This is a genomic window from Rhodococcus sp. 05-2255-1e (genome assembly GCF_002259025.1).
Taxonomy (GTDB): Bacteria; Actinomycetota; Actinomycetes; order Mycobacteriales; family Mycobacteriaceae; genus Rhodococcoides; species Rhodococcoides fascians.
Window position 1 is genome coordinate 19,234 of sequence record NZ_NOZE01000014.1, and the last position, 24,807, is coordinate 44,040.

The following is a 24,807-nucleotide window of genomic DNA, read 5'->3' on the forward strand; positions in this document are numbered from 1 at the left end:
CGCATGCTGAACAAAGTCCTCGTGGCCAATCGCGGCGAAATCGCCCGACGCGTCTTCACCACCTGCCGCGCGGAGGGCATCGATACCGTCGCGGTCTTCTCCGACGCCGACGCGGCATCTCCCCATGTGCGTGAGGCGGACTCCGCTGTGCGCCTGCCTGGGCAGAGCCCGTCCGAGACCTACTTGCGTGGAGAATTGATCATCGCCGCCGCGGTGCAGGCCGGTGCCGACGCGGTCCATCCGGGATACGGATTCCTCTCCGAGAACGCCGAATTCGCCCGGCAGGTACTCGACGCCGGGTTGACCTGGATCGGACCGCCCGTCAAGGCCATCGAATCGATGGGCTCGAAGGTCGAGTCCAAGAAGATGACGGCCGACGCCGGAGTGCCGGTGTTGACTCGGCTCGATCCCGAGTCGGTCACCGAGAACGAGCTACCGGTACTGATCAAGGCCTCCGCGGGCGGCGGCGGTAGGGGGATGCGCATCGTCCGCAGTCTCGACGCACTGCAGTCGGAGCTCGAGGCAGCCGGACGAGAAGCCCTCTCGGCCTTCGGCGATGGAACGGTGTTCATCGAGCGGTACATCGAAACCGGGCGGCACATCGAAGTTCAGGTCATGGCCGATCGATTCGGCACGGTGTGGACGGTGGGCGAGCGTGAATGCTCGATCCAACGCAGGCACCAGAAGGTCGTCGAGGAAGCTCCGTCGCCGCTCGTCGAACGCATCGACGGCATGCGCGAGAAGCTGTTCGAGGCAGCCACACTGGCAACCGAGGCCATCGGCTACGAGGGTGCAGGCACCGTCGAATTCCTCGCCGACGAGAAGGGAAACTTCTTCTTCCTCGAGATGAACACCCGCTTGCAGGTGGAGCATCCGGTCACCGAATGCACGACGGGTCTGGATCTCGTTGCGCTGCAGATCCAGGTTGCGGCGGGGGAGCGGCTACCGGCCGAACAGCCCACGGCACGGGGACACTCGATCGAGGTTCGGCTGTACGCCGAGGATCCGGCTCAGGACTGGCAGCCGCAGAGCGGTGCCGTGCACCGATTCGACATCCCCGGTGCGCAGTTCGAGGTGTCGGACAAAGCTGGATACATCAGAGTCGATTCCGGCGTCGAGACGGGCAGCGTGGTGGGAACGCAGTACGACCCCATGCTCGCCAAGGTGATCTCCTTCGCCCCGACGCGGGACCGAGCGGCGACTCTGTTGGCGAAAGCACTGCAGAACGCCACCATTCACGGTCTGAAGACCAATCGGGATCTGCTGGTCAACATTCTGCGCCATCCGGCGTTCCTGGCGGGCGACACCGATACAGCCTTCTTCGACACGCACGGCCTCGATGTCCTGGCTCAGCCGATCGCGCAGGGCCGGGCCGAGGAACTGTCGGCGCTCGCGGCTGCCTTGGCCGACGCGGCGAGCAACGTCTCGCGAGCTCGGGTGAACCGGGGTCTACCCGGCGGCTGGCGCAATCTCCGGTCGCAACCGCAGCGCAAGACGTACAACGACATCACCGTCGAATACTCGATCGGACGCAGCGGACTCACCTCCTCGGTAGCCGGAGTGTCGTTGGAGGGTGTCGAACTGGTGGGGCACACACCGACCTCGGTGACGTTGGACGACAACGGTATTCGTCGTATCTTCGCAGTGAGCACCTACGGGCCCGACGTGTTCGTGGATTCTTCCCTGGGCCCCGTCCGATTGGTTCGAGCACCGAGGTTCACCGACCCCACCGACGAGGTGGCGGCCGGATCACTGCTTGCGCCGATGCCGGGCAGCGTCATCAGAATTGCTGCTGCGCAGGGAGATACCGTCACCGCAGGCCAGCCCATTCTGTGGCTGGAGGCGATGAAGATGGAGCACACCGTGACTGCACCCGCCGATGGTGTGCTCACCGAACTGAACGTGCAGCAGGGTCAGCAAGTCGAGGTAGGACAGGTCTTGGCAGTAGTCACCGACACGCCAGTAGTCACCGAGCAGGGAGTGGAGCAAGCATGAGTTTCATCGAAACCGAAGAGCAGAAGGGTCTGCGCAACGCAGTCTCGTCACTGGGCAAGCGCTACAACTACATCGACTACGTGCTGCCCAAGGCGCGCAAAGGTGAGCCACTGACCGAACTGTGGAACGAGGCGGGCAAGCTCGGCTTCCTCGGGGTCAATCTGCCCGAGGAATACGGCGGCGGCGGCGCAGGCATCTACGAACTCGCGCTCGTACAGGAGGAGTTGGCTGCGCACGGTGCCGGTCTACTGCTCGTCGTCGTCAGCCCGGCCATCTGCGGCACCATCATCGGCAAGTACGGCACGCCGGATCAGAAGCAGGAGTGGCTCACCGCCCTCGCCGACGGTTCCAAGATCATGGTCTTCGGCATCACCGAACCCGACGCCGGATCCAACTCGCACCAGATCACCACCACGGCGCGTCGCGACGGTGACGAATGGATCTTGAAGGGCAACAAGATCTATATCTCGGGCGTGGATCAGGCCGACGCCGTGTTGATCGTTGCGCGGACCGAGGATTCCAAGACCGGCAAGCTCAAGCCGGCGCTGTTCATCGTGCCCACCGACGCTCCGGGACTGCAGAAGACGCAGATGGAGATGGACATCGTCGAGCCCGATCACCAGTTCGTGCTGTTCCTCGACGACGTCCGGTTGCCCGCCGAGGCACTCGTCGGTGAGGCCGACGCTGCCCTGATGCAGTTGTTCGCCGGACTGAACCCCGAGCGCATTCTCGGTGCTGCGATGGCTGTCGGTATGGGTCGCTACGCTCTGGACGCGGCGGTCAAATACGCCAACGAGCGGACGGTCTGGAAGACGCCGATCGGCGCTCACCAGGGCTTGGCGCACCCGTTGGCGCAGTGCAAGATCGAGCTGGAGTTGGCGAAATTGATGATGCAGAAGGCCGCGGTGCTCTACGACTCCGGCGACGATTTCGGAGCGGCAGAAGCCGCGAACATGGCCAAATATGCTGCGGCCGAGGCCAGTATCAAGGCACTCGATCAGGCGATCCAAACCCACGGCGGTGCCGGGTTGAGCAGTGAATACGGATTGGCTGCGATGCTCGGAGCCGCCCGCATCGCCCGCGTTGCTCCCGTGAGCCGGGAGATGATCCTGAACTTCGTGAGCCAGCACTCGCTCGGCCTGCCGAGAAGCTACTGATGGCCGTTCTCGTCGAGTCGGGCAAAGACACAGCGTATTTGACGTTGGATTCGCCGCAGAACCGAAACGCGCTGTCGTCGGTGTTGGTCGAGGAGCTGACAGCGGGCCTCATCGCTGCGGCGCACGACGACGACATCAGAACGATCGTGCTCGGTCACACCGGTACGACGTTCTGCGCCGGTGCCGACCTCAGAGAGGCCGGGGCGTCGCCGGAGCTTCGTACTCGGCAGATGCTGGATCTGATGCGGCTGATCATCGACACCCCGAAACCCGTCGTCGTACAGATCGATGGTCATGTGCGGGCAGGCGGGATGGGGCTCGTGGCGGCGTGCGACGTCGCCATTGCCGGACCGGAAAGCTCGTTCGCGCTGACCGAGGTTCGCCTCGGACTGGCGGCGTCGGTCATCTCCGTCGCCGTGTTGCCGCGACTGTCGTCCCGGGCGGCGAGTCGATACTTCCTCACCGGGGAAACATTCGACGGTGCCACGGCCCAGGAGATCGGTCTGGTCACCGTGGCCGACGCCGTTCCCGCGGCCGCGGTGGCCGACTACATGATCATGTTCAGGAAGTGCTCGCCGCAGGGCTTGGCCGAGTCCAAACAGCTCACCACCGCCGCGATCCGACGCGAGATCGACGAGCGCGGAACGGCCGTCGCCGAGCAATCGGCCAGGTTGTTTGCATCGGAGGAAGCCCGAGAGGGGATGATGTCCTTTCTGGAGAAGAGGCCGCCGTCCTGGGCTGCCGAAAAGTAGGTCGAGAAGGAGCAGGGAGATGGTGATGGCGCGCGAACCCAAGCAGGATCGCAGCAGGGTGACGCGTCAGCGACTGCTCGAGGCGACGATCGACTCGCTCGCCGAGCAGGGCTGGAGCGCAACGACGGTCGGGGTCGTCGCCGAGCGCGCCGGCGTCTCTCGCGGTGCCACCCAACACCATTTCCCGACGCGTGAGGACCTCATCACCGGGGCACTCGAGTACATGTTCGACACTCGGATGGACCATGCGCGCCGCGAGGCACAGGAGATTCCGCCCGGACCCGGCCGAACGAAACTGGTGGTGGAACGGCTCGTCGAGTACTACACGGGTCCGATGTTCAAAGCGGCACTGCAGGTCTGGACGGCGGCGTCGGCCGATCCGGAACTGCGTGATCGGATCGTCCCACTCGAAGAGCGATTCGGTCGTCGAGCACACACGATGGCCGTCGAGAACCTCGGAGTCGACGACAACGATCCCGTCACCCACCGTCTGGTCCAGGCGACGCTCGACCTGGCGCGTGGGCTCGGTCTCGCGGATGTCCTGACCGACGACGCGCGTCGCCGCGTCGAAATCGTGCGAGCCTGGGCCGATGTGCTCGACGCCTCGCTGAACGCACGGCTGTCCGCCGCAGGAGCGGTAGCGCACTAGACGCGCACGATCTGCAGTTCCGATCCACCTGTGCTTGAGTCTGCTCGTGACTTCCGATTCCGCACGCGTCCACCGTGGCCACATCTTTCACATCGCGGGCTCGCCCACAGTGCTGGACGCCGCCGCGTCGTTGGTCTCGATTCCCGACGGTGCCCTCGTGGTCTCAGGCGAGGGCAGGATCGAGTACTGCGGCGAGTTCGATTCTCTGCCAACGCACTACGCCCATGTCGATGTGTCGGATCACCGGCCCGGCTTCCTACTGCCGGGATTCGTCGACACGCACATTCATTTCCCACAGACCTACGCCGGTGACTCCTACGGCGGCGGGCAATTGCTCGAATGGCTGAATACGTGCATCTTTCCGTCCGAAGCGCGCTTCGCCGATCCGGAATTCGCGGCGGCGGCCGCGCGCGACTTCTGCGCAGCACGCATTCGCGCTGGGACGACGCAGGCCATGGTGTTCGGGTCGGCATTCCCGCACGCACAGGATTCTTTGTTCTCCGAGACGCTCGAGCACGGACTGCGCATCGTCAGTGGCCGCGGGATCCAGACCACCGGCCCCGCGTCGGCGCACGCGCTGATCACCGGTGAGGACGAGGCGATCCGCCTGGTGTCCGAGGAGATAGAGAAGTGGCACGCCGCCGATACCGGCGACGTCGACACGGCGATGCTGCACGTCGCCGTCGTACCGCGTTTTTCTCTGTCGGTGACGACGGACACGCTGAGGAACCTCGGCGAGCTCTACGACTCCGTACGCGGCAGAGGTGTCTACGTCCACACGCACCTCAACGAGAACAACCGACCGGGCACCGGCGAGATCGACGCCACCAAGGGCGCGTACCAGGTCGAGAACTACCTCGATACCTACGACGGCAAGTTCCTGCCGGGCTCGCAAGTAGGGGGCAAGAGCCTGCTGGGTCGACGGTCGATTCTGGCGCACGCGGTGCACTGCGAGGACGCGGAACTGACGAGGTTGGCCGAGACGGGTACGTCCATCGCGCACTGTCCCACCTCGCAGCAGTTCCTGGGCTCGGGCACGATGCCGTGGAAGAGAACCGTCGCCGCCGGGGTGACCATCGCCATCGGGTCCGATTTCGGTGGCGGTGACGAGTGGCTGCTCCCGCAGGTACTCGCCGACGCGTTCAAGGTGCACATCTCCGAACCGGGAGACGCAGGCCTGTCGTTGCATCCGGCCGAACTGTTGTTCACCGGAACGCTCGCCGGGGCACGTGCTCTCGACATGGAGGAGCGCATCGGAAACTTCGACGTGGGGAAAGAGGCGGACTTCGTCGTCGTCGATCCCGACGCGTGGCCGCAGCTGGCTGCGGCCGTCGACCATGGCGTGCGGGCCGAGGACCCCGAGCTGGCCCGCGACCAGACCCTGTTCGCCCTGCTGATGGCCATGCGAGAGCCGGCCATCGTGGGTGTGTACGTCCAAGGACGCGCTGTGCACGGCACATGACCGCTGCCCTGTTCGGTTGGTAGGTTCGGTGCGACGCGAACTGCAGCATCGGACCAGCACGCGAAGGACGGCATGAAGCGAGTGACACTGGTGATCACCGCGGTCGCCGCGCTGATCGCAGGCTGCGGTGGCTCGGATACCGACGCCGCCGATACCGCGCCCGAGCCGTCGACTAGCAAGGCCGCGTACGAGCCCGGCCCGTTCTTCGGCGAGTGCGGATCGATCAGCGACGCCGAGGTGCAGGCCGCGTTCGGTGCCGGACCGTTTGCCCAAGTCACCCGTAACTCCGTCGGTTGCCAGTGGGAAACCGTGGCCATCAGCGGACCGAGCGTCAGCTTCTCCTGGTACCGCGGCAGTCCGATCGGCCGCGAACGCGCCGGTTCCGAACTGATCGGCCGTCCGGCCAAGGACATCGCCGTCGTCGGCAACCCCGGATTCGAAGCCGAGCAGGGCCCGTTGTGCGAGATCGGTGTGCAATTCGGCGACGACTTCTTCCATTGGTCGGTCACCTACTCCGAGCAGATTCCGGCGCGCCCGCCGTGCGACGTCGGGAACGAACTGGCGAAGCTCACCGTGGAGCGTAAGCAATGAGATCGCGAGCAGGTACTTCGAGACGGGTTTTCGCCGCCGCAGCGACCCTGCTGCTCGCGGCCGGTTGCTCGCAGACGGTCGAGGGCACGCCGCGGCCGGCGAGCTTCGCCGGATCGGGCAACCAAGAATTCACCAAGTTGTTGACCGAGTGCGATGCCGTCTCCGACGACCAGATTGCCGATGCCACCGGAGCCGACGAGATCGCTCGCGGCTTCTTCGGAGCGATCTGCCGATGGGATCTGATCGGTTCCGCGGGCATCGTGAAGGTGACGTTCAACTGGTTCGAGTCCGGCACCCTGGCCGCCGAGCGGGCGGCCGACGAGAAGATGACGTACACCGTCAGTGACACAACAGTGCAGGGCCGCAAGGCAATACAGGCTCAACGCCCGAACGACCCGGACTCGTGCGGAGTGTCGGCCGGAGCGGACCAGGCGGGCATCTTCGGGTGGTGGGTGCAGTACCGTCCGGGCGTCGCACACCCCGATCCCTGCCAGGCGGCCGCGAAGCTGGCAGACCTCACACTCAACCTGAGCAGATAGGTTGCGTATCAGAGCGAAGGGTGTTTTGACCCGAGGCCGCGCCGCCGGGTATCGTTATGGGTCGTGTCCGGCCTGGCCGGACCGTTTGTGTGCCTATGCGAGGTACAGCCGTGCGCACGTTCGTCTCGAGAGCGCGCAACCGGCTGGACGTGTGGGGGTATGCGACACACCCGACCGCGGGGTGCAAGAGACCCGCGGAGACGTCATGGGTGAGGAGCAGTGTTCTCTTGCTCCAACTGCTAGATCCCTGTTTATCGACACGAAGAAAGCCGGTTTATGCCAACGATCAACCAGCTGGTCCGTAAGGGTCGCACCGACAAGGTCGCGAAACTGAAGACCGCTGCCCTCAAGGGCAGTCCCCAGCGCCGTGGTGTGTGCACTCGCGTGTACACCACCACCCCCAAGAAGCCGAACTCCGCTCTCCGTAAGGTCGCGCGCGTTCGCCTGACCACCTCGGTAGAGGTCACCGCGTACATCCCCGGTGAGGGCCACAACCTGCAGGAGCACTCGATGGTGCTCGTTCGCGGCGGTCGTGTGAAGGACCTCCCGGGTGTGCGTTACAAGATCATCCGCGGCTCGCTCGACACCCAGGGTGTCAAGAACCGCAAGCAGGCTCGCAGCCGCTACGGAGCCAAGAAGGAGAAGAGCTGATATGCCACGCAAGGGCCCAGCACCCAAGCGGCCGCTGATCAACGACCCGGTCTACGGATCGCCGTTGGTCACGCAGCTCGTCAACAAGATCCTTCTCGACGGCAAGAAGTCGACCGCAGAGCGCATCGTCTACCAGGCGCTCGAGCAGGCTCGCGAGAAGACCGGCACCGACCCCGTCGTCACGCTCAAGCGTGCACTCGACAACGTCAAGCCGGCCCTCGAGGTTCGCAGCCGACGCGTCGGCGGTGCCACCTACCAGGTGCCCGTCGAGGTTCGTCCCGGCCGCTCCACCACGCTGGCACTGCGCTGGCTGGTCACGTTCTCGCGCGCTCGTCGCGAGAAGACCATGGTCGAGCGTCTGGCGAACGAGTTGCTCGACGCCAGCAACGGCCTCGGTGCCGCTGTGAAGCGCCGCGAAGACACTCACAAGATGGCCGAAGCCAACAAGGCGTTCGCCCACTACCGCTGGTGATCTCCTCGCTCGGGCGGTATTCGGAACTATCCGATACCGCCGGAGCGTTGATCAGCTCAGGCAATACCTCTTCCAACACCAAGGCGGGTTAACTCGTGGCACAGGACGTGCTGACCGACCTCAACAAGGTCCGCAACATCGGCATCATGGCCCACATCGATGCCGGCAAGACCACCACTACCGAACGCATCCTCTTCTACACCGGTATCTCCTACAAGATCGGTGAAGTTCACGATGGCGCAGCCACCATGGACTGGATGGAGCAGGAGCAGGAGCGTGGCATCACGATCACCTCTGCTGCCACGACGTGCTTCTGGAACGACAACCAGATCAACATCATCGACACCCCCGGTCACGTCGACTTCACCGTCGAGGTGGAGCGTTCGCTCCGCGTCCTCGACGGCGCTGTCGCAGTGTTCGACGGCAAAGAAGGTGTCGAGCCGCAGTCCGAGCAGGTGTGGCGTCAGGCCGACAAGTACGACGTGCCGCGTATCTGCTTCGTCAACAAGATGGACAAGCTCGGCGCGGACTTCTACTACACCGTGCAGACCATCATCGATCGTCTCGGTGCCAAGCCGCTGGTCATCCAGCTGCCCATCGGTGCAGAGAACGAGTTCGAGGGCGTCATCGACCTCGTGCAGATGAAGGCTCTCGTGTGGAGTGGCGAGACCAAGCTCGGCGAGAAGTACGAGATCCAGGAGATCCCGGAAAACCTCAAGGAGCGCGCAGACGAGTACCGCACGCAGCTGCTCGAGACCGTGGCCGAGTCCGACGAAGCGCTTCTGGAGAAGCACTTCGGCGGCGAAGAGCTCACGATCGACGAGATCAAGGGCGCCATCCGCAAGATGACGGTCAACAGCGAGCTGTACCCGATCCTGTGTGGATCCGCGTTCAAGAACAAGGGCGTTCAGCCCATGCTCGACGCGGTCATCGACTACCTCCCGTCTCCCCTCGACGTTGCCGAGACCATCGGACACGCCGTCGGCGACGAGGAGAAGGAGATCACTCGCAAGCCGTCCGCAGACGAGCCGTTCGCGGCTCTCGCGTTCAAGATCGCGACGCACCCCTTCTTCGGCAAGCTGACCTACGTCCGGGTGTACTCGGGCAAGGTCGACTCCGGCGCTCAGGTCATCAACTCGACCAAGGGCAAGAAGGAGCGTCTGGGCAAGCTGTTCCAGATGCACTCCAACAAGGAGAACGCGATCGCGACCGCGTCTGCCGGTCACATCTACGCCGTCATCGGCCTCAAGGACACCACGACGGGTGACACGCTCTGCGATCCGCAGAACCAGATCATCCTCGAGTCCATGAGCTTCCCGGACCCGGTCATCCAGGTCTCGATCGAGCCCAAGACCAAGTCCGACCAGGAGAAGCTGGGAACAGCCATCCAGAAGCTCGCCGAAGAGGACCCCACGTTCTCGGTGAAGCTGGACGAGGACACCGGCCAGACCGTCATCGGCGGCATGGGCGAGCTCCACCTCGACATCCTCGTCGACCGTATGCGTCGCGAGTTCAAGGTCGAGGCCAACGTCGGCAAGCCGCAGGTTGCGTACCGCGAGACCATCCGCAAGACGGTCGAGAAGCACGACTACACGCACAAGAAGCAGACCGGTGGCTCCGGCCAGTTCGCGAAGGTCATCATCAAGCTCGAGCCTTTCGAGGGCGAAGACGGCGCGACGTACGAGTTCGAGAACAAGGTCAGCGGTGGTCGTGTGCCCAGGGAGTACATCCCCTCGGTCGACGCCGGTGCACAGGACGCCATGCAGTACGGTGTTCTCGCCGGATACCCCCTGGTCAACGTCAAGGTCACACTGCTCGACGGTGCGTACCACGACGTCGACTCGTCGGAAATGGCCTTCAAGGTCGCCGGCTCACAAGCGTTCAAGGAAGCCGCCCGCAAGGCCAGCCCCGTCATCCTCGAACCCGTCATGGCCGTCGAGGTCATCACGCCCGAGGATTACATGGGTGAGGTCATCGGCGACCTGAACTCCCGCCGTGGTCAGATCCAGGCCATGGAGGAACGCAGCGGTGCCCGTATCGTCAAGGCACTGGTTCCGCTGTCGGAGATGTTCGGCTACATCGGAGACCTTCGGTCGAAGACGCAGGGCCGCGCTAACTACTCCATGGTCTTCGATTCGTACGCAGAAGTTCCCGCGAACGTAGCGAAGGAAATCATCGCGAAGGTCAACGGAGAGTAATTCTCTTCGTTTGCTGGACCACGCTCGACCTGTAATAAGTAACAACACATACGCGTGCTTGCCCCGCAGGGGCGCGCACAGATCAGTCCAGGAGGACACACAGTGGCGAAGGCGAAGTTCGATCGGACGAAGCCGCACGTCAACATCGGCACCATCGGTCACGTTGACCACGGTAAGACGACGCTGACGGCTGCAATCACCAAGGTTCTGCACGACAAGTTCCCGGACCTGAACGAGGCCTCGGCTTTCGATCAGATCGACAAGGCTCCGGAGGAGAAGGCTCGTGGTATCACGATCAACATCTCCCACGTCGAGTACCAGACCGACAAGCGCCACTACGCGCACGTCGATGCACCGGGTCACGCCGACTACATCAAGAACATGATCACCGGCGCGGCACAGATGGACGGCGCAATCCTGGTCGTGGCAGCTACCGATGGCCCGATGCCGCAGACCCGCGAGCACGTGCTCCTGGCCCGCCAGGTCGGCGTGCCGTACATCCTGGTCGCACTGAACAAGGCCGACATGGTCGACGACGACGAGATCATCGAGCTCGTCGAGATGGAGGTCCGCGAGCTCCTCGCTTCGCAGGAGTTCGACGAGGACGCACCGGTCATCAAGGTCTCCGCACTCAAGGCACTCGAGGGTGACGAGAAGTGGGGCGAGTCGGTTCTGGAGCTCATGCAGGCCGTCGACGACTCGGTTCCGGACCCCGTCCGTGAGACCGACAAGCCGTTCCTCATGCCCGTCGAGGACGTCTTCACCATCACCGGTCGTGGCACCGTGGTCACCGGACGTATCGAGCGCGGCTCGGTCAACGTCAACGAAGAGGTCGAGATCGTCGGCATCCGCCCCGGCTCGACCAAGACCACCGTCACCGGCATCGAAATGTTCCGCAAGCTGCTCGACTCGGGCCAGGCAGGCGACAACGTCGGCCTCCTCGTTCGTGGCATCAAGCGCGAAGACGTCGAGCGTGGACAGGTCATCATCAAGCCCGGCACCACGACTCCCCACACGGAGTTCGAGGGCAACGCCTACATCCTCTCGAAGGACGAGGGCGGCCGCCACACGCCGTTCTTCAACAACTACCGCCCGCAGTTCTACTTCCGTACCACGGACGTTACGGGCGTTGTGACCCTCCCCGAGGGCACCGAGATGGTCATGCCCGGTGACAACACCGAGATGTCCGTCACGCTGATCCAGCCGGTCGCCATGGACGTCGGCCTGCGTTTCGCTATCCGTGAGGGCGGTCGTACCGTCGGAGCCGGTCGCGTCACGAAGATCATCAAGTGATCTAGTTTCACCCAGCTCTACGACAGCGGCACCCACCTTCTGGTGGGTGCCGCTTTTGCGTGTGCACGCGACCTCCTCAATGTGCGGCCTCCCTTGTGTGGCCCTCCCGTTGGACGGCCCTCCCGTCGGGATCAATGTGGGTTTCAGTCGCTCAGACTGCAACAAAGTCGCATTGATCCGGCGGGTAGAGGGGAGTACACGACCGAAAAATGGGACGCATCGGACGCGGCTGTCCCGTAACGTCGCTGCGGTGCTACTGACCGTGACTGCAAATGCCACAACCGATTTCCCGGACGCCTCCGATATCGGGTATTTGTTGCACAAGCACCCCGATCGCGTACAGACCCGCAATCTGCCCATGGGCCAGACCGCGGTGTTGTATCCCGAGGTCTCGGCAGAGCGGACAACCCTTGCAGTACTGCTCGACGCCACAGACGGCAAGAGTCCTGCCGCATCCGGGTTTGCTGTGGCGTTGTCTCGCCTGTTCAAGCAGACGCTGGCAGGCGTCTGTACCACAAGACCCGAATTGGTCTCTGCAGCAATCGATTTGATCGTCACGATGCCGGCCGCGCCGTCGCGCGGTGCGACAGATCTTGCGCCTCGGCTGTTCGGTCCCCTCGGATGGAATGTCGAAGCCACTCCGATCCCACTCGATTCGACGCAGTCGAACTGGGGCGACTCCGAATACGTGGATCTGGTGCTCACCGGCACCTTCACTCTGTCGGCTGCGCTGCGGTACCTGTACGTACTGCTGCCAGTGCTCGACGACACCAAGCACTATTGGGTCGGTGAGGACGAGGCGGACAAACTCGTTCGGGCAGCGGGTGACTGGCTGGGCGATCACCCGGAGTCGTCGTTGATCGCCGCCCGATATCTTGCGCACCGCCGGGAGCTCGTCGAGTCCGCATTCGATCGTCTGGTCCCCGATGCACCCGAAGAGGTTGTCATCCCACGGGATCCGACGTTGGCCGAGCAGCGACTACACGCGGTGCTGGCTGCACTCGATGCTGCCGGTGCGAAGTCGGTCATCGACATGGGGTGCGGCGAAGGTCGTCTGTTGCGTGAGTTGCTGGCGCACAACTCAATCGAGCGGATACTCGGTGCCGACGTGAGTGATCGTGCGCTGGCGAAGGCGCAGCGCAGGCTCCGGCTCGACGAGATGTCGGATCGGCAGCGTGGACGCATCGAACTGCTCCAGTCGTCGGCGACCTATCGCGACGTGCGGTTGCAGGGATTCGACGCGATGGTGCTCATGGAGGTCATCGAGCACATCGACCTCGAACGCCTTCCGGCGTTGGTGCGCTCGGTCTTTCGAGAGGCCCGTCCGAGGACGGTGCTCGTCACCACGCCGAACTCGGAATACAACGTGCTGTACCCGGGCCTCGATGCCGGGGCCTTTCGGCACGTCGATCACCGATTCGAGTTCACCCGTGCCCAATTCGAGCAGTGGGCAACGTCGGTGGCCGACGCACACGCCTACACCGTTCGCTTCGACCGCATCGGACCCGTCGACGACGTGCTCGGTAGCCCTACCCAGATCGCAATATTCACCAGAGAGGAGCAGTCCCAGTGAGTACCTTCGAGATTCCGGACCTGTCCCTCGTCGTCCTCGTCGGCATCAGTGGATCGGGGAAGTCCTCCTTCGCTGCAGACCGGTTCGGCCCGTACGAAACCGTGTCGAGTGATGCCTGTCGAGGGATGGTCAGCAACGACCCCAACCTGCAGAGCGCCACGAAGGACGCGTTCGCGCTCCTGGAATTTCTCGTCGCAACCAGGCTGCGGGCCGGTCTGCTCACCGTCGTCGACGCCACCAACGTGCAACCGGCGGCTCGCAAGGCCCTGATCGCCTTGGCTCGTGAGCACGATGTCCTTCCGGTTGCCGTCGTGCTCGACGTGCCGGAACCGGTCTGCGCACAGCGCAACGCGGACCGCAGCGACAGGACGTTCGGCCGAGACGTGCTGCGCCGCCAGCAGTCCCAGTTGCAGCGCTCGATGCGAGGGCTGTCCAAAGAAGGCTTTCGCTCGGTTCATGTCCTCGACGGTGTCGACGCGGTGGCGTCGGCGACGTTCGTTCGTACCCCGCTGCGTAGCGACCGACGGGAGCTTTCCGGGCCTTTCGATGTCGTCGGCGACATTCACGGATGTCTGTCGGAGCTCGAAAGCCTGCTCACGACTTTGGGTTACACGCTCGAGCGCGACGCAGACGGTAAGGCAGTCGGTGCAACGCCGCCGGAGGGTCGAACGGCGGTGTTCGTCGGAGACTACGTCGACCGTGGGCCGGACTCGGTCGGTGTGCTGCGGCTCGTGATGGGGATGGTGGCAAACGGCGCAGCACTGGCAGTTCCGGGCAATCACGAGAACAAGCTCGTCAAGGCGCTGCGAGGTCGGAAGGTCACTGCCTCACACGGTTTGGCCGAGACACTTGAGCAGCTCGACGGCGAGACCGACGAGTTCCGCCGCGAGGTGCTCGAATTCTGTGACGGTCTCGTCGCACACCTGGTGCTCGACGGCGGAAGACTCGTCGTTTCGCACGCGGGGTTGATCGAGAAGTACCACAACCGCGCGTCGGGCCGAGTGCGCAGCTTCGCCCTGTACGGCGACACCACCGGCGAGACCGACGAATTCGGGCTGCCGGTGAGGTATCCGTGGGCTCAGGACTATCGCGGGTCGGCGACTGTGCTGTACGGACACACTCCCGTGCCGGAGGTGCAGTGGGAGAACAACACTGCGTGTCTGGACACGGGGTGTGTCTTCGGCGGCAAGTTGACGGCGCTGCGGTATCCGGATCGTGAGGTCGTCTCGGTGCCGGCGGAGCAGGTCTGGTACGAGCCGACCCGGCCGCTGGGCGGGTTCGTTCGGGAGTCGTCGTCGCTGGATCTGTCGGACGTCATCGGACCGACCGGAGTGGAGACTGCGCTGCGTGGGCGTGTGTCGATTCGGCCGGAGAATGCCGCGGGCGCATTGGAAGTGATGAGCCGGTTCGCCTTGGCTCCGCAGTGGCTGCACTACCTTCCGCCGACCATGGCACCGAGTCGTACCTCGGAACGAGAGGGTTATCTCGAGTACCCGACGGAGGCATTCGACGCGTATCGGGCGCTCGGTGCGTCGACGGTGATCTGCGAGGAGAAGCACATGGGCTCGCGGGTGGTCGTCGTGGTGTGCCGGGACACGGACATCGCTCGGGCGAAGTTCGACGCTCCCGACGGTGTCCTCGGCACCGCGTACACGCGGACCGGTCGGCCGGTGTTCGACGAGACGTCGGCCGGGGTGCTGATCGCCGGGGTGGCCGACGCTCTGGAGGGGGCCGGCGTGTGGGACGAATTGTCCTCGCACTGGCTGGTTCTCGACTGCGAACTGATGCCGTGGTCTGCCAAGGCGGAGGGCCTGATCAAGTCCGAGTATGCGGCACCTGCTGCCGTGTCCCGGGCGAATCTCGAGGCCGAGGAGTCGGTGCTCGCTCGGGCGGCCTCGCGCGGCCTGGCCGTGTCCGAACTGCAGGAACGGAACGTGAGTCGGCAGCGCAACCTCGCCGAGTTCACTGCTGCGTATCGGCGGTACAGCTGGCCGACGGATGGACTGGCAGGCGTCAGTCTTGCCCCGTTCCAGCTGCTGGCCTCCGACGCCGGCACGTATGCGGACCGCCCGCACGAATGGCACCTTGCACTGGCCGATCGACTGGTGGCCACTGCACCGAAGCTGTTCACGACGACGCGTCGAATCGAGGTCGATCTGTCGTCGTCGGATTCGGTTGCGGCAGGGGAGAGATGGTGGGAGGAGTTGACGGCACAGGGCGGTGAGGGAATGGTCGTCAAACCGGCGGCCAACATGCCGCGCGGAAAGATGCAGCCCGGCATGAAGGTTCGTGGCCGGGAGTACCTGCGGCTGATCTACGGTGCGGATTACACCGACCCGAATCGACTCACTGCACTGCGTAACCGAAACGTGGGACACAAGCAGTCGATGGCTCTGCGCGAATACGCGTTGGGAATGGAGGCACTGGACCGGTCGATCCGCGGTGAGCCGCTCTTTTCCATCCACCAGGCCGTGTTCGCGGTACTGGCACTGGAATCGGAGCCGGTTGACCCGCGGTTGTAGGTGCCTGCGGCAGTGGTGTGGCGATGCGCCATCTGGGGCACATATCCACACCACTGCGGCGAAGCCGCACTCAGGCCCGCGGCGATGAAAACGGAGTGATTCCGGCACCGATCGGTGCTGCGATTGCGGCGGTCACCGCTATCGATGCCCAGAAGGTGGTCGAGTCCAGCATCACGCCTCCGGCAAGTCCGCAGACCGCGACCACGATGCCGCATCCGATCAGCAGTGCTGATCCGACAGCGGCGTGGAGCAGGCCGGTTCGATCGGGGGTACGACGGGCGTTGAGCCAGATCATCGTCCCGGTCGTCGCGAACACCAGGGGGACGTAGAAGTAGAGGGAACTGTCACCGAGTTTCGAGGCGAACGCGGCAATCACCAGTACTGCTCCGAATGCCACCGGGACAGAGAGGGGCATTCCGCCGGACCATCGCTCGAATCTGCTGCGCGTCGATGCCGTCATGGATCCACCGTAACGTGACGTCAGGTCCGTTTGTCGATGTGCAGTTGGACGCGTGTCGCCACGTCCGCGCCGCCCAGCGACCGCGCCACGAACGCGGCGCGGGACTCAGCTTCGGCGGTGAAGCCGATGACGTCGAAATCGGCTGCAGCATAGACCGATACGGTGATGGTGGGCATACCTCGGTCGTCGATGGCAGTTCCCCTGGCCCGTCTGACGCCAGGGAACTGCGCCAACTCCGCGGCCACGCCCGACGCGATCGCACTCAGGTCCACATGCGCCGAGAAGTGTGGCTCCTCGATAACGCTCGCCGTTCCGGTCGTGCGTGGTGAGAAGTTGCCGATCAACAACACCAGCGCCGCGACGACGGCCACCGCGACGACGATTGCCAGAGTCGGTACCCACCAACCTTGCTGCGGCAGTTCGGCAATACGAGCACGCTCGAAGCGAGAGAGCGTCTCCCGTGCCCACGGAACGTCGTAGTGCCACGCAAGTGCGAAGCCGCCACCGGCGAGGAGAGTGGCTCCCGCGATGACGGCAACGAGTCGATCCACCCCTGCGACAAAGGTTTTCACTACGACACCCGTGTCGGTTGCGACACCGAGTGCTGCACCGTCAGACTCCGCCCACCCGCGGCGACGGACAGTAACGGACCGAGGGCAGCGCGCACGGCAGCGTCGGCAGTGTTTGGAGAAACAGCTCGATCTCGCTGCACCCGGACCTCGATCTTCCTGCGTGTGACGACGGTATGCGCGTCCACGACTCCGCGGGTGGACTGCGCTGCAGCACTGCACAATCGAGCGATGTCGGTCGGCGTGGCCCAGACGGTGGGTGTCGGGCCGCCCAATCCCGAATGAGTTCTCGTCCGAGGTTTGACGCCCGCAAAGACGAAGAGCGCACCGACGACGATCGATCCGACGGCGGGAGCGATCATCCACCCCTGCCAGTGCAGTTGCGAAACCCAGTGCACGGCATCGGCAATCCATGGGCTGCCGACGATGTGTCCCTGAGCGATGAAGAATTCGCGGCCGGCTACAAACGCCACGGCGAGGAGGGCGAACCCGAACACCAGCGCCACCGGCATCGCCGCGGGACCGGCCGTGGGTGGTCGAGGTGAAACCACCCCAGCAGCAACATCATCAGCAGAACCGCGCGCCGTACGGTCCAGCGCCGTGTCCGACACCAGCACGTTCACCCGATGCACGTGCACGCCGGTCATCGTCGCCAGTGCGGCCTCGACGGTGCGGTGAACCGACTCGGTCACGTCGGTGATCTGCGAGGGCCAGCGCACTCCGATGTAGAGGTTGACCGAGACGGTGTCCTCTCCGAGGGTGACGTCGGCTCGGGGAAGTTCGCGGCCGGTCAAACGCGACATGCCGCCGGTGGTGCGGGTGACCCGAGGGTCCTTCGATGCCGCCGCGATGGCCGTTCTCGACAGCGCACGGTGTTTGATCTCCAGACTTCCGCGCGACTCGTCGTGGGCACTGTGGTGTTGCACTCCACAACTGTAGTGACGCGGTGCACCTCGGCCGGATCGGCGGCGCAATTCTTCCTGGCATACTGCGGTTGTGTCGGAAATCGTTCGGGTGACCACGTCGGATATTGCCTCGGCCGAGGCGTTGCTGGAGCCGGTCATGCGCCGGACGCCGGTGGTCGCGTCACGGATTCTGTCCGACCTGACCGGTCACGAGGTGCGCCTCAAATGCGAGAACCTGCAGCGCACCGGATCGTTCAAGCCGCGCGGGGCGTACAACCGCATCGCCCGACTCGACGCCGACCAGCGAGCCCGAGGCGTGGTGGCGGCCAGCGCAGGCAACCACGCTCAAGGTGTCGCGTGGGCCGCGTCGCAGGTGGGGATCACCTCGACGGTGTTCATGCCGGTCGGAGTGTCGCTGCCCAAACTCGTCGCCACCAAGGCGTACGGCGCGACGGTTCATCTGGTGGGCAATACCGTCGACGAGGCTCTGACGTCGGCACGGGAATTCGCCGACCGTACCGGTGCCACGCTCATCCACCCGTTCGATCATCTCGATATCGTGGCCGGGCAGGCGACGCTCGGAACCGAACTGCTGCAGCAGATGCCGGACGTCGGCACCATCGTGATCCCCACCGGCGGCGGGGGACTGTTGGCGGGGGTCGCCGCAGCGGTGAAACTGACGAAACCGGACGTCAGAGTCATCGGCGTGCAGGCCGAGGGCGCGGCCGCGTGGCCGGCGTCGTTGAAGGCGGGCCACCCGATCGCGCTGACGTCGATGTCGACGATGGCCGACGGCATCGCTGTCGGTCTCCCCGGATCGGTGCCGTTCGATCATGTGCAGGGCTGGGTCGACGACGTCGTCACCGTCAGTGAGGACGCGCTGTCGCGCGCCTTGGTGCTGTGCATCGAGCGAGCGAAGCTCATCGTCGAACCAGCGGGTGCCGCTGCGGTGGCAGCGCTGATGACGCACTCGGCCGAGGAATTGGGTCTGACGGGGTCGGTATGCGCGGTGCTGTCGGGCGGGAACATCGATCCACTGCTACTCACTCATGTCATCACCCACGGGCTTCGGGCCGGTGGACGTTATCTGGCCGTGCGGGTGACGATTTCGGACAAGCCGGGCGGACTCACCGGCGTCCTGGGGGTCGTGCGCGACGCCGGTGCGAGTGTCGTCGACGTCGTGCATTCCCGCACCGGGGGACGTCTGGGTCTCGAGGAAGTCGACGTCATGTTGACCGTCGAGACACGTGGACCCGATCACCGCGGCACGGTTCTCGACGCCCTGGGCGCAGCGGGATATGCGGTGCAGGTCGAGAACTGACGGCCGGGTTCACACAGGTCGCACTGGTACCTTGATCAGCGACCTGGACCAGGACATCGGTGGGAGAAGTTTGCATGGCACGGCTCGTCGCGATCGTTTCCGCACTGGTGGGAATCCTGCTGACGATCTCGATACCGCTGTTGCCGATCGAACAACAACAGTCGTCGTTGACCTGGCCGCAGAGCGAGATCGTCGGAAATGTCGAGGCTCCGCTCGTCGGCTACACCCCGATCAGCGTCGACGCGACCGTCCCGTGTGCGGCCGCGGCTGATCTCTCCGACGGCGGCCTGTTGCTGTCCACCTCGCCCAAGGGATCGCCCGACGCCTATCGCTACGGTCTCGTCGCCGAGGTGACCGGCGGTGAGGCGTCGCAACTGAAGGTGACGCTGCGCGATTCGGTCCTGCTCGAGAAGCCGGTCTCGGAACTGAGCCCATCGACTGCGGGCGACTGCTCGCTGACGATCACCTCGAACGGCACCGCGACAACGGTCGGACTGACCGGTGACGACACCGTCTCCCGCGAGGGCGACGTGCGGCCCCAGCTGGTCGGAGTGTTCAGCGATCTGCAGGGCAACGTTCCCGGTCTGCAGCTGCAGGCCGAGCTGGACAGTAGGTTCTCGTCCACGCCCAGCGCGCTCAAGTGGTTCGCGATGATCGTCGGAGTGCTCGCCACAGGAATCTCGCTGGTGGCCCTGCACCGCCTCGATCTGTCCGACGGGCGTCGCGCCCGCCGGTTCCTGCCGCGCCGCTGGTGGAGCTTCGGGCCGGCCGACGCGGTGGTGGTCGGGACTTTGCTGGTGTGGCACGTCATCGGCGCGAACACCTCCGACGACGGCTATCAACTGGGTATGGCACGCACGGCCGACCACGCCGGATACATGGCCAACTACTTCCGTTACTTCGGGGTGCCCGAAACACCGTTCGGCACACCGTTGTACGACATGTTCACCCTCCTCTCGCACGTCTCGACGGCCAGTGTGTGGATGCGGATCCCGACGCTGATCTGCGGCGTCGTCGTCTGGCTCGTCCTCAGTCGTGAGGTGATCCCGCGGTTCGGTGCCGCTGCCCGCGCGTCGAAAACTGCGCTGTGGACCGGCGGGCTGGTAATGCTGGCGTTCTGGTTGCCGTACAACAACGGTCTGCGCCCGGAGCCGTTCGTTGCTCTGGGCGTGTTGCTGACGTGGTGTTCGGTGGAGCGGTCCATCGCGACACGGCGACTGCTCCCTGCGGCAGCGGCGATTCTGATCGCCGCGTTGACGGTCACGTGCGCACCGTCGGGCTTCATCTGTTTCGCGCCACTGATTGCCGGTGCCCGGCCGGTGATTCAGATCGTCGTCGCCCGCGCTCGCGAGTTCGGCAGCACTACACTCGGCGCGGCAACACTGCTCGCCCCGCTGGTGGCGTCGGGCACGGTGGTACTCGTCTTCGCGTTCGGGAATCAGACCGTGGCCGGCATGCTCGAGATGCAGCGGGTGCACACTGCGGCCGGGCCGAGCCAGGCGTGGTTCGAGGAGTACCTGCGCTACCAGTGGCTGATGAACATGGACATCGACGGCTCGCTGGCGCGCCGCTTCGGGGTGTTCGTCATGGTCGTCTCGCTGATCGCGGTGGTGATCGCGATGCTGCGCAAGGGCGGCAAGATTCCCGGCACCGCCACCGGGCCCGCTCGACGCATCGTCGGCATCACCGTCGGGGCCATGGCATTGATGATGATCACCCCCACCAAGTGGACGCATCACTTCGGCGTGTTCGCCGGGCTCGCGGCCTCGGTTGCGGTTCTCGCGGCCGTGGCAACCGGCGCAGCGGTGCTCCGTTCGCGGCGCAACCGGTTGCTGTTCGCAGCGGCCGTGTCGTTCCTGACGGCGGTCGCCTTCACCGGAACCAACGGGTACTGGTACGTCTCGGCGTGGGGAGTTCCGTTCTGGGACAAGCCGATTCTCGTGGCCGGTCTCGGTATCTCGACGATGTTCCTCGGCCTGACGGTACTGCTGTTGCTCGCCGCCGTGTGGTTCCATCTGCGTGCGCCGTACGTCCGCGCCGACAAGCCGATGGCGCGATGGTGGTCGGTGCCACCGATCGCCGTGGCCGCAGGTCTGATGGTGCTGCTGGCCGTGGCATCGATGGCCAAGGGCGCGGTGGCTCAGTGGCCGTCGTACTCGGTCGCGAAATCGAACCTGTCGGCGCTGGCCGGCAACACGTGTGGACTTGCGAACGACGTGCTGCTCGAGACGAACCCCAATGCCGATGTGCTGCAACCGGTCAGCGGCGACGCCGTCGCCGCCCTGGGGGCCGAGAACGACGGGTTCACCCCGGACGGGGTTGCGCGGGACCTCACCGCAGACAAGGAATCCTCGGCGTCGGGCACCTCGAACACCGTCGACACCGAGGATCAGCAACAGCCGACATCGACCACCGGAGCCGGAACCGGGGGCAGTGCACTGCCGTACGGCCTCGACCCTGCGACCGTGCCGGTACTGGGGTCGTTCGGATCGGACACTCCCGCCACCCTGACCACCGGCTGGTACGCGCTGCCCGCCGACCCCGGTCAGCTCGTCTCGATCGCCGCGGCCGGACGCATCCGCTCGGTGAACTCCGACGGCATCGTCACCTACGGCCAGAACCTCGAACTCGAGTACGGAGTGGACGGCCGGGCGCAGGGGCGGGTGACGCCCATCGACATCGGCCCGACGCCGTCGTGGCGCAACCTGCGGGTGCCGATGGACCTGATTCCCGCCGGCAGCAACATGATTCGTTTGGTACTGAGTGACACCGACCGCGACCCGGACCAGTGGCTCGCGGTCACCCCGCCGCGGGTACCGCGTACCCAGACGTTGAACGAGGTGGTCGGGCGCGAGAATCCGGTGCTGTTGGACTGGGAGGTGGGCTTCAACTTTCCGTGTCAGCATCCGTTCGATCACCGACTCGGGGTTGCCGAAGTTCCGCAGTACCGGGTGTTGCCGGACCGCAGCGGTGCCGTCATCACCAACGCATGGCAGGACCATTTCGGCGGCGGCCCGCTCGGATGGATCGATGTCGTTGCCTCGGCCCGCACCATCCCGTCGTACCTGGACGGGGACTGGGATCGCGACTGGGGATCGATCGAGCAGTACACACCGTACGACCGATCGGCTGAGCCGGCGAAGATCACAGCCACCGAGATCCAGCGTTCCGGCCTGTGGACGCCCGCTCCCATCAAAACCGGTTAATCTCTACGCGTTCGGAAGTCCTTATACCGACAGTGGAAGAAACGGGGAGAGGGCCATGGCGAACGCTATAGAAGTAGAGAACCTGGTACTTCGGTACGGGAAGAACGTCGCGCTCGACGGGATCGATTTCACGGTTCCCGAGGGCACGGTGCTCGGTGTGCTCGGCCCCAACGGTGCGGGCAAGACGACTGCGGTGCGGATCCTGGCCACTCTGCTGCAGGCAACGTCCGGTTCGGCGCGGGTGTTCGGGCTCGATGTAGCGAAGCAGGCCAACGAGGTTCGGGGGACGATCGGCCTGACGGGCCAGTTCGCAGCCGTGGACGAGTATCTGACCGGGTACGAGAATCTGGAGATGGTCGGCAGACTGTTCGGGCTGCGCAAGGCCGAGGCCAGGAAACGCGCCGACGAGCTGCTGAGCAGATTCGACCTCGAATATGCACGCGACCGCACCGCCAAGCAGTACTCGGGAGGCATGCGTCGCCGACTCGACATCGCGGCCAGTCTGATCGGCAGGCCACGGGTGGTGTTCCTCGACGAACCCACCACCGGTCTCGACCCGCGCAGCCGAATCACGATGTGGGAGTTCATCGCAGATCTCGTCCGTGACGGAACGACGATCCTGTTGACGACGCAGTACCTCGAGGAGGCGGACCGGCTCGCCGATTCGATCATCGTGCTCAACAAGGGCAAGATCATCGCGCGCGGCACCGCCGACGAGCTGAAGGCCCAAACGGGCGGCGAGCGAATCGAATTCGTACTCACGGACCGATCTCAGGCCGATCGCGCCAAGGAGATCCTGACCCCGATCGGCGTCGAGCCGCCCACCCTGGACGAACAGGTGGGACGGATCGTCATGCCGGTCAACGGTGGATCGAAGGATCTGTCCACGGCGTTGAGTCATCTGGAAGCTGCGGGGATCGGGGTGGTCGACGTCGGTCTGCGACGGCCGAACCTCGACGATGTGTTCCTGTCTCTGACCGGTCAGACCACCGGCGAGCCCGAGGCTGCGGAGGAAGAGAAATGAGCAACGTTCTCCTGGATTCGGCGATCATCACCAAGCGAAACCTGATCAAGCTCAAGCGAGTTCCCGATCTGCTGTTCTTCGCAACGCTGTCACCGATCATGTTCGTGCTGTTGTTCGCCTATGTCTTCGGCAGTGCCATCGACGTACCCGGCATCGATTACAAGAGCTTCCTGATGGGCGGCATCTTCGTCCAGACGATGATCTTCGGTGCGTCCATCACCGGATCCTCACTGGCCGAGGATCTGCAGAAGGGCGTCATGGACCGCTTCCGGTCGCTGCCGATGGCGCGATCTGCCGTCGTCATCGGGCGGACGGCCGCCGACGTCGGCAACAACGTCGTCACCATCACGATCATGTCCATCACCGGACTCATCGTGGGCTGGCGCATCGCGTCGTCGTTCTTCGACGCTCTGCTCGGTTACGTGCTGTTGCTTCTGTTCGCGTACTCGATTTCGTGGGTGATGGCTCTGGTGGGACTGATCGTGCGTTCTCCGGAGATCTTCAACAACGCGTCGTTCATCGTGATCTTCCCGCTCACGTTCATCGCGAACACCTTCGTGCCGATCGACAACTTCCCGAGCGTGCTCAAGACCATCGCGGAATGGAACCCCATCTCGTCGGTGACCCTGGCCGTGCGTGAGCAGTTCGGCAACACCAATCCGATGGCCCCACCGCCCGAGGTGTGGCCGTTGCAGAACCCGGTCCTGTACACGTTGATCTGGGTCGTGGTGATGCTCGTGGTGTTCGTGCCGCTGTCGGTCCGCAAGTACCAGAAGACGATGACTGCCTGAGATCGTCCGAAACGACAACACCCCCGGCCGCTGAGCGACCGGGGGTGTTGTTCGAGAAAAGGCTCGAATCAGGTGTGGTATGGCTCTGCGCTGACCAGCGTGACCTTCATGGTCTTGCCGTTGGGCAGGGTGTACTCGCGGGTGTCGCCGACCTTCGCGTCGATGAGCGATCCACCCAGCGGGGACGCGGGGGAGTACACCTCGAGCTTGCTGTCGCGGGCACCCTCTTCGCGGGTGGCGATCAGGAAGGTCTCGGTGTCGGACTCGTCGCCGTCGTAGTAGACCTTGACGACGGATCCGGGCAGAGCCACGCCCGACTGGGTGGGCGCCTCGCCGACCTTCGCGTTGTTGAGCAGTTCCTGCAGCTGACGAATGCGTGCTTCCTGCTGGCCCTGCTCCTCGCGCGCAGCGTGGTAGCCGCCGTTCTCCTTCAGATCGCCCTCTTCGCGACGCTCGTTGATCTCGGCGGCGATGACGGGGCGATTGGAAATGAGCTGGTCGAGTTCGCTCTTGAGCCTGTCGTGTGATTCCTGGGTAAGCCAGGTCACCTGGGTCTCGGTCATCTCGATCACTCCCTCGTAGTCGGAATCTCGAGTTCGATTCCGGTTTCTAGGCGGTAGGGCACGCAACGAAGAGGGGACTCCAATGGATGGATCCCCTTGGTCGGCCCGCATCCT

Annotated in this window: 21 protein-coding genes; 17 read left to right on the forward strand and 4 right to left on the reverse strand. The window is 64.5% G+C overall.

Going from position 1 to position 24,807, the window contains the following annotated elements; genetic code table 11:
* Positions 1-3 precede the first annotated feature (3 nt).
* The 13 genes from CH262_RS13220 (at position 4) to CH262_RS13280 (ending at position 15,854) form a co-directional block, all read left to right on the forward strand.
* Positions 4-1,995 carry an acetyl/propionyl/methylcrotonyl-CoA carboxylase subunit alpha gene (locus CH262_RS13220; RefSeq protein WP_094717777.1) on the forward strand — a complete coding sequence of 664 codons (1,992 nt, stop codon included), beginning with the start codon at positions 4-6 and terminating at the stop codon, positions 1,993-1,995.
* Positions 1,992-3,152 (forward strand): acyl-CoA dehydrogenase family protein, encoded by a 1,161-nt coding sequence (locus CH262_RS13225; RefSeq protein WP_032365310.1) that lies wholly within the window; start codon positions 1,992-1,994, stop codon positions 3,150-3,152. The genes CH262_RS13220 and CH262_RS13225 overlap by 4 nt, the downstream gene beginning before the upstream one ends.
* Positions 3,152-3,904 carry an enoyl-CoA hydratase family protein gene (locus CH262_RS13230; protein WP_032375412.1) on the forward strand — a complete coding sequence of 251 codons (753 nt, stop codon included), beginning with the start codon at positions 3,152-3,154 and terminating at the stop codon, positions 3,902-3,904. Before CH262_RS13225 ends, CH262_RS13230 begins: the two co-directional genes overlap by 1 nt.
* A gap of 25 nt (positions 3,905-3,929) precedes the next feature.
* Positions 3,930-4,553: a TetR/AcrR family transcriptional regulator gene (locus CH262_RS13235; protein ID WP_032390459.1), complete on the forward strand. Its 624-nt coding sequence runs from the start codon at positions 3,930-3,932 to the stop codon at positions 4,551-4,553.
* 46 nt (positions 4,554-4,599) lie between these two features.
* On the forward strand, positions 4,600-6,015 hold the full coding sequence (locus tag CH262_RS13240) for a guanine deaminase (protein ID WP_094717778.1): 1,416 nt from the start codon (positions 4,600-4,602) through the stop codon (positions 6,013-6,015).
* A 72-nt stretch (positions 6,016-6,087) separates the two neighbouring features.
* On the forward strand, positions 6,088-6,606 hold the full coding sequence (locus tag CH262_RS13245) for a DUF3558 domain-containing protein (protein ID WP_094717779.1): 519 nt from the start codon (positions 6,088-6,090) through the stop codon (positions 6,604-6,606).
* The gene (locus CH262_RS13250) at positions 6,603-7,145 is read left to right on the forward strand and encodes a DUF3558 domain-containing protein (protein ID WP_094717780.1); all 543 of its coding nucleotides are present in this window, start codon (positions 6,603-6,605) and stop codon (positions 7,143-7,145) included. The genes CH262_RS13245 and CH262_RS13250 overlap by 4 nt, the downstream gene beginning before the upstream one ends.
* Before the next feature lie 276 nt (positions 7,146-7,421).
* Entirely contained in the window at positions 7,422-7,796 is a 375-nt protein-coding gene (gene rpsL, locus CH262_RS13255) for a 30S ribosomal protein S12 (RefSeq protein ID WP_027498160.1), read from the forward strand.
* A 1-nt stretch (position 7,797) separates the two neighbouring features.
* Positions 7,798-8,268 (forward strand): 30S ribosomal protein S7, encoded by a 471-nt coding sequence (gene rpsG / locus CH262_RS13260; protein ID WP_003941856.1) that lies wholly within the window; start codon positions 7,798-7,800, stop codon positions 8,266-8,268.
* A 95-nt stretch (positions 8,269-8,363) separates the two neighbouring features.
* The gene (gene fusA / locus CH262_RS13265; protein ID WP_027498159.1) at positions 8,364-10,466 is read left to right on the forward strand and encodes an elongation factor G; all 2,103 of its coding nucleotides are present in this window, start codon (positions 8,364-8,366) and stop codon (positions 10,464-10,466) included.
* Between the two features lie 102 nt (positions 10,467-10,568).
* The gene (gene tuf, locus CH262_RS13270) at positions 10,569-11,759 is read left to right on the forward strand and encodes an elongation factor Tu (protein ID WP_032365471.1); all 1,191 of its coding nucleotides are present in this window, start codon (positions 10,569-10,571) and stop codon (positions 11,757-11,759) included.
* A gap of 262 nt (positions 11,760-12,021) precedes the next feature.
* Positions 12,022-13,332: a 3' terminal RNA ribose 2'-O-methyltransferase Hen1 gene (locus tag CH262_RS13275; RefSeq protein ID WP_256988786.1), complete on the forward strand. Its 1,311-nt coding sequence runs from the start codon at positions 12,022-12,024 to the stop codon at positions 13,330-13,332.
* On the forward strand, positions 13,329-15,854 hold the full coding sequence (locus tag CH262_RS13280) for a polynucleotide kinase-phosphatase (RefSeq protein WP_094717782.1): 2,526 nt from the start codon (positions 13,329-13,331) through the stop codon (positions 15,852-15,854). Before CH262_RS13275 ends, CH262_RS13280 begins: the two co-directional genes overlap by 4 nt.
* A 70-nt stretch (positions 15,855-15,924) precedes the next feature.
* Here the strand turns inward: CH262_RS13280 and CH262_RS13285 are convergent, their stop codons facing one another.
* From CH262_RS13285 to CH262_RS13295, 3 genes are read right to left on the reverse strand one after another with little or no spacing between them, the layout of a single operon-like run.
* The gene (locus CH262_RS13285) at positions 15,925-16,314 is read right to left on the reverse strand and encodes a hypothetical protein (protein ID WP_032390551.1); all 390 of its coding nucleotides are present in this window, start codon (positions 16,312-16,314) and stop codon (positions 15,925-15,927) included.
* A 20-nt stretch (positions 16,315-16,334) separates the two neighbouring features.
* A complete protein-coding gene (locus CH262_RS13290) occupies positions 16,335-16,886 on the reverse strand; it encodes a hypothetical protein (RefSeq protein ID WP_094717783.1) in 552 nt (183 codons plus the stop codon).
* A complete protein-coding gene (locus tag CH262_RS13295) occupies positions 16,886-17,809 on the reverse strand; it encodes a DUF6286 domain-containing Asp23/Gls24 family envelope stress response protein (protein WP_179274989.1) in 924 nt (307 codons plus the stop codon). The genes CH262_RS13290 and CH262_RS13295 overlap by 1 nt, the downstream gene beginning before the upstream one ends.
* Before the next feature lie 136 nt (positions 17,810-17,945).
* Here CH262_RS13295 and ilvA point away from each other — a divergent pair, with 136 nt between their 5' ends.
* The 4 genes from ilvA (at position 17,946) to CH262_RS13315 (ending at position 24,130) form a co-directional block, all read left to right on the forward strand.
* Positions 17,946-19,109 (forward strand): threonine ammonia-lyase, encoded by a 1,164-nt coding sequence (ilvA, locus tag CH262_RS13300; RefSeq protein ID WP_217900701.1) that lies wholly within the window; start codon positions 17,946-17,948, stop codon positions 19,107-19,109.
* 74 nt (positions 19,110-19,183) lie between these two features.
* Positions 19,184-22,315: an arabinosyltransferase domain-containing protein gene (locus tag CH262_RS13305; protein WP_094717785.1), complete on the forward strand. Its 3,132-nt coding sequence runs from the start codon at positions 19,184-19,186 to the stop codon at positions 22,313-22,315.
* A 55-nt stretch (positions 22,316-22,370) separates the two neighbouring features.
* Positions 22,371-23,339, forward strand: a complete 969-nt coding sequence (locus CH262_RS13310; protein ID WP_032381330.1) for a daunorubicin resistance protein DrrA family ABC transporter ATP-binding protein — start codon at positions 22,371-22,373, stop codon at positions 23,337-23,339.
* Positions 23,336-24,130 carry an ABC transporter permease gene (locus CH262_RS13315; RefSeq protein ID WP_094717786.1) on the forward strand — a complete coding sequence of 265 codons (795 nt, stop codon included), beginning with the start codon at positions 23,336-23,338 and terminating at the stop codon, positions 24,128-24,130. Before CH262_RS13310 ends, CH262_RS13315 begins: the two co-directional genes overlap by 4 nt.
* 68 nt (positions 24,131-24,198) lie before the next feature.
* Here the strand turns inward: CH262_RS13315 and greA are convergent, their stop codons facing one another.
* Positions 24,199-24,693: a transcription elongation factor GreA gene (greA, locus tag CH262_RS13320; RefSeq protein ID WP_027498150.1), complete on the reverse strand. Its 495-nt coding sequence runs from the start codon at positions 24,691-24,693 to the stop codon at positions 24,199-24,201.
* Positions 24,694-24,807 lie beyond the last annotated feature (114 nt).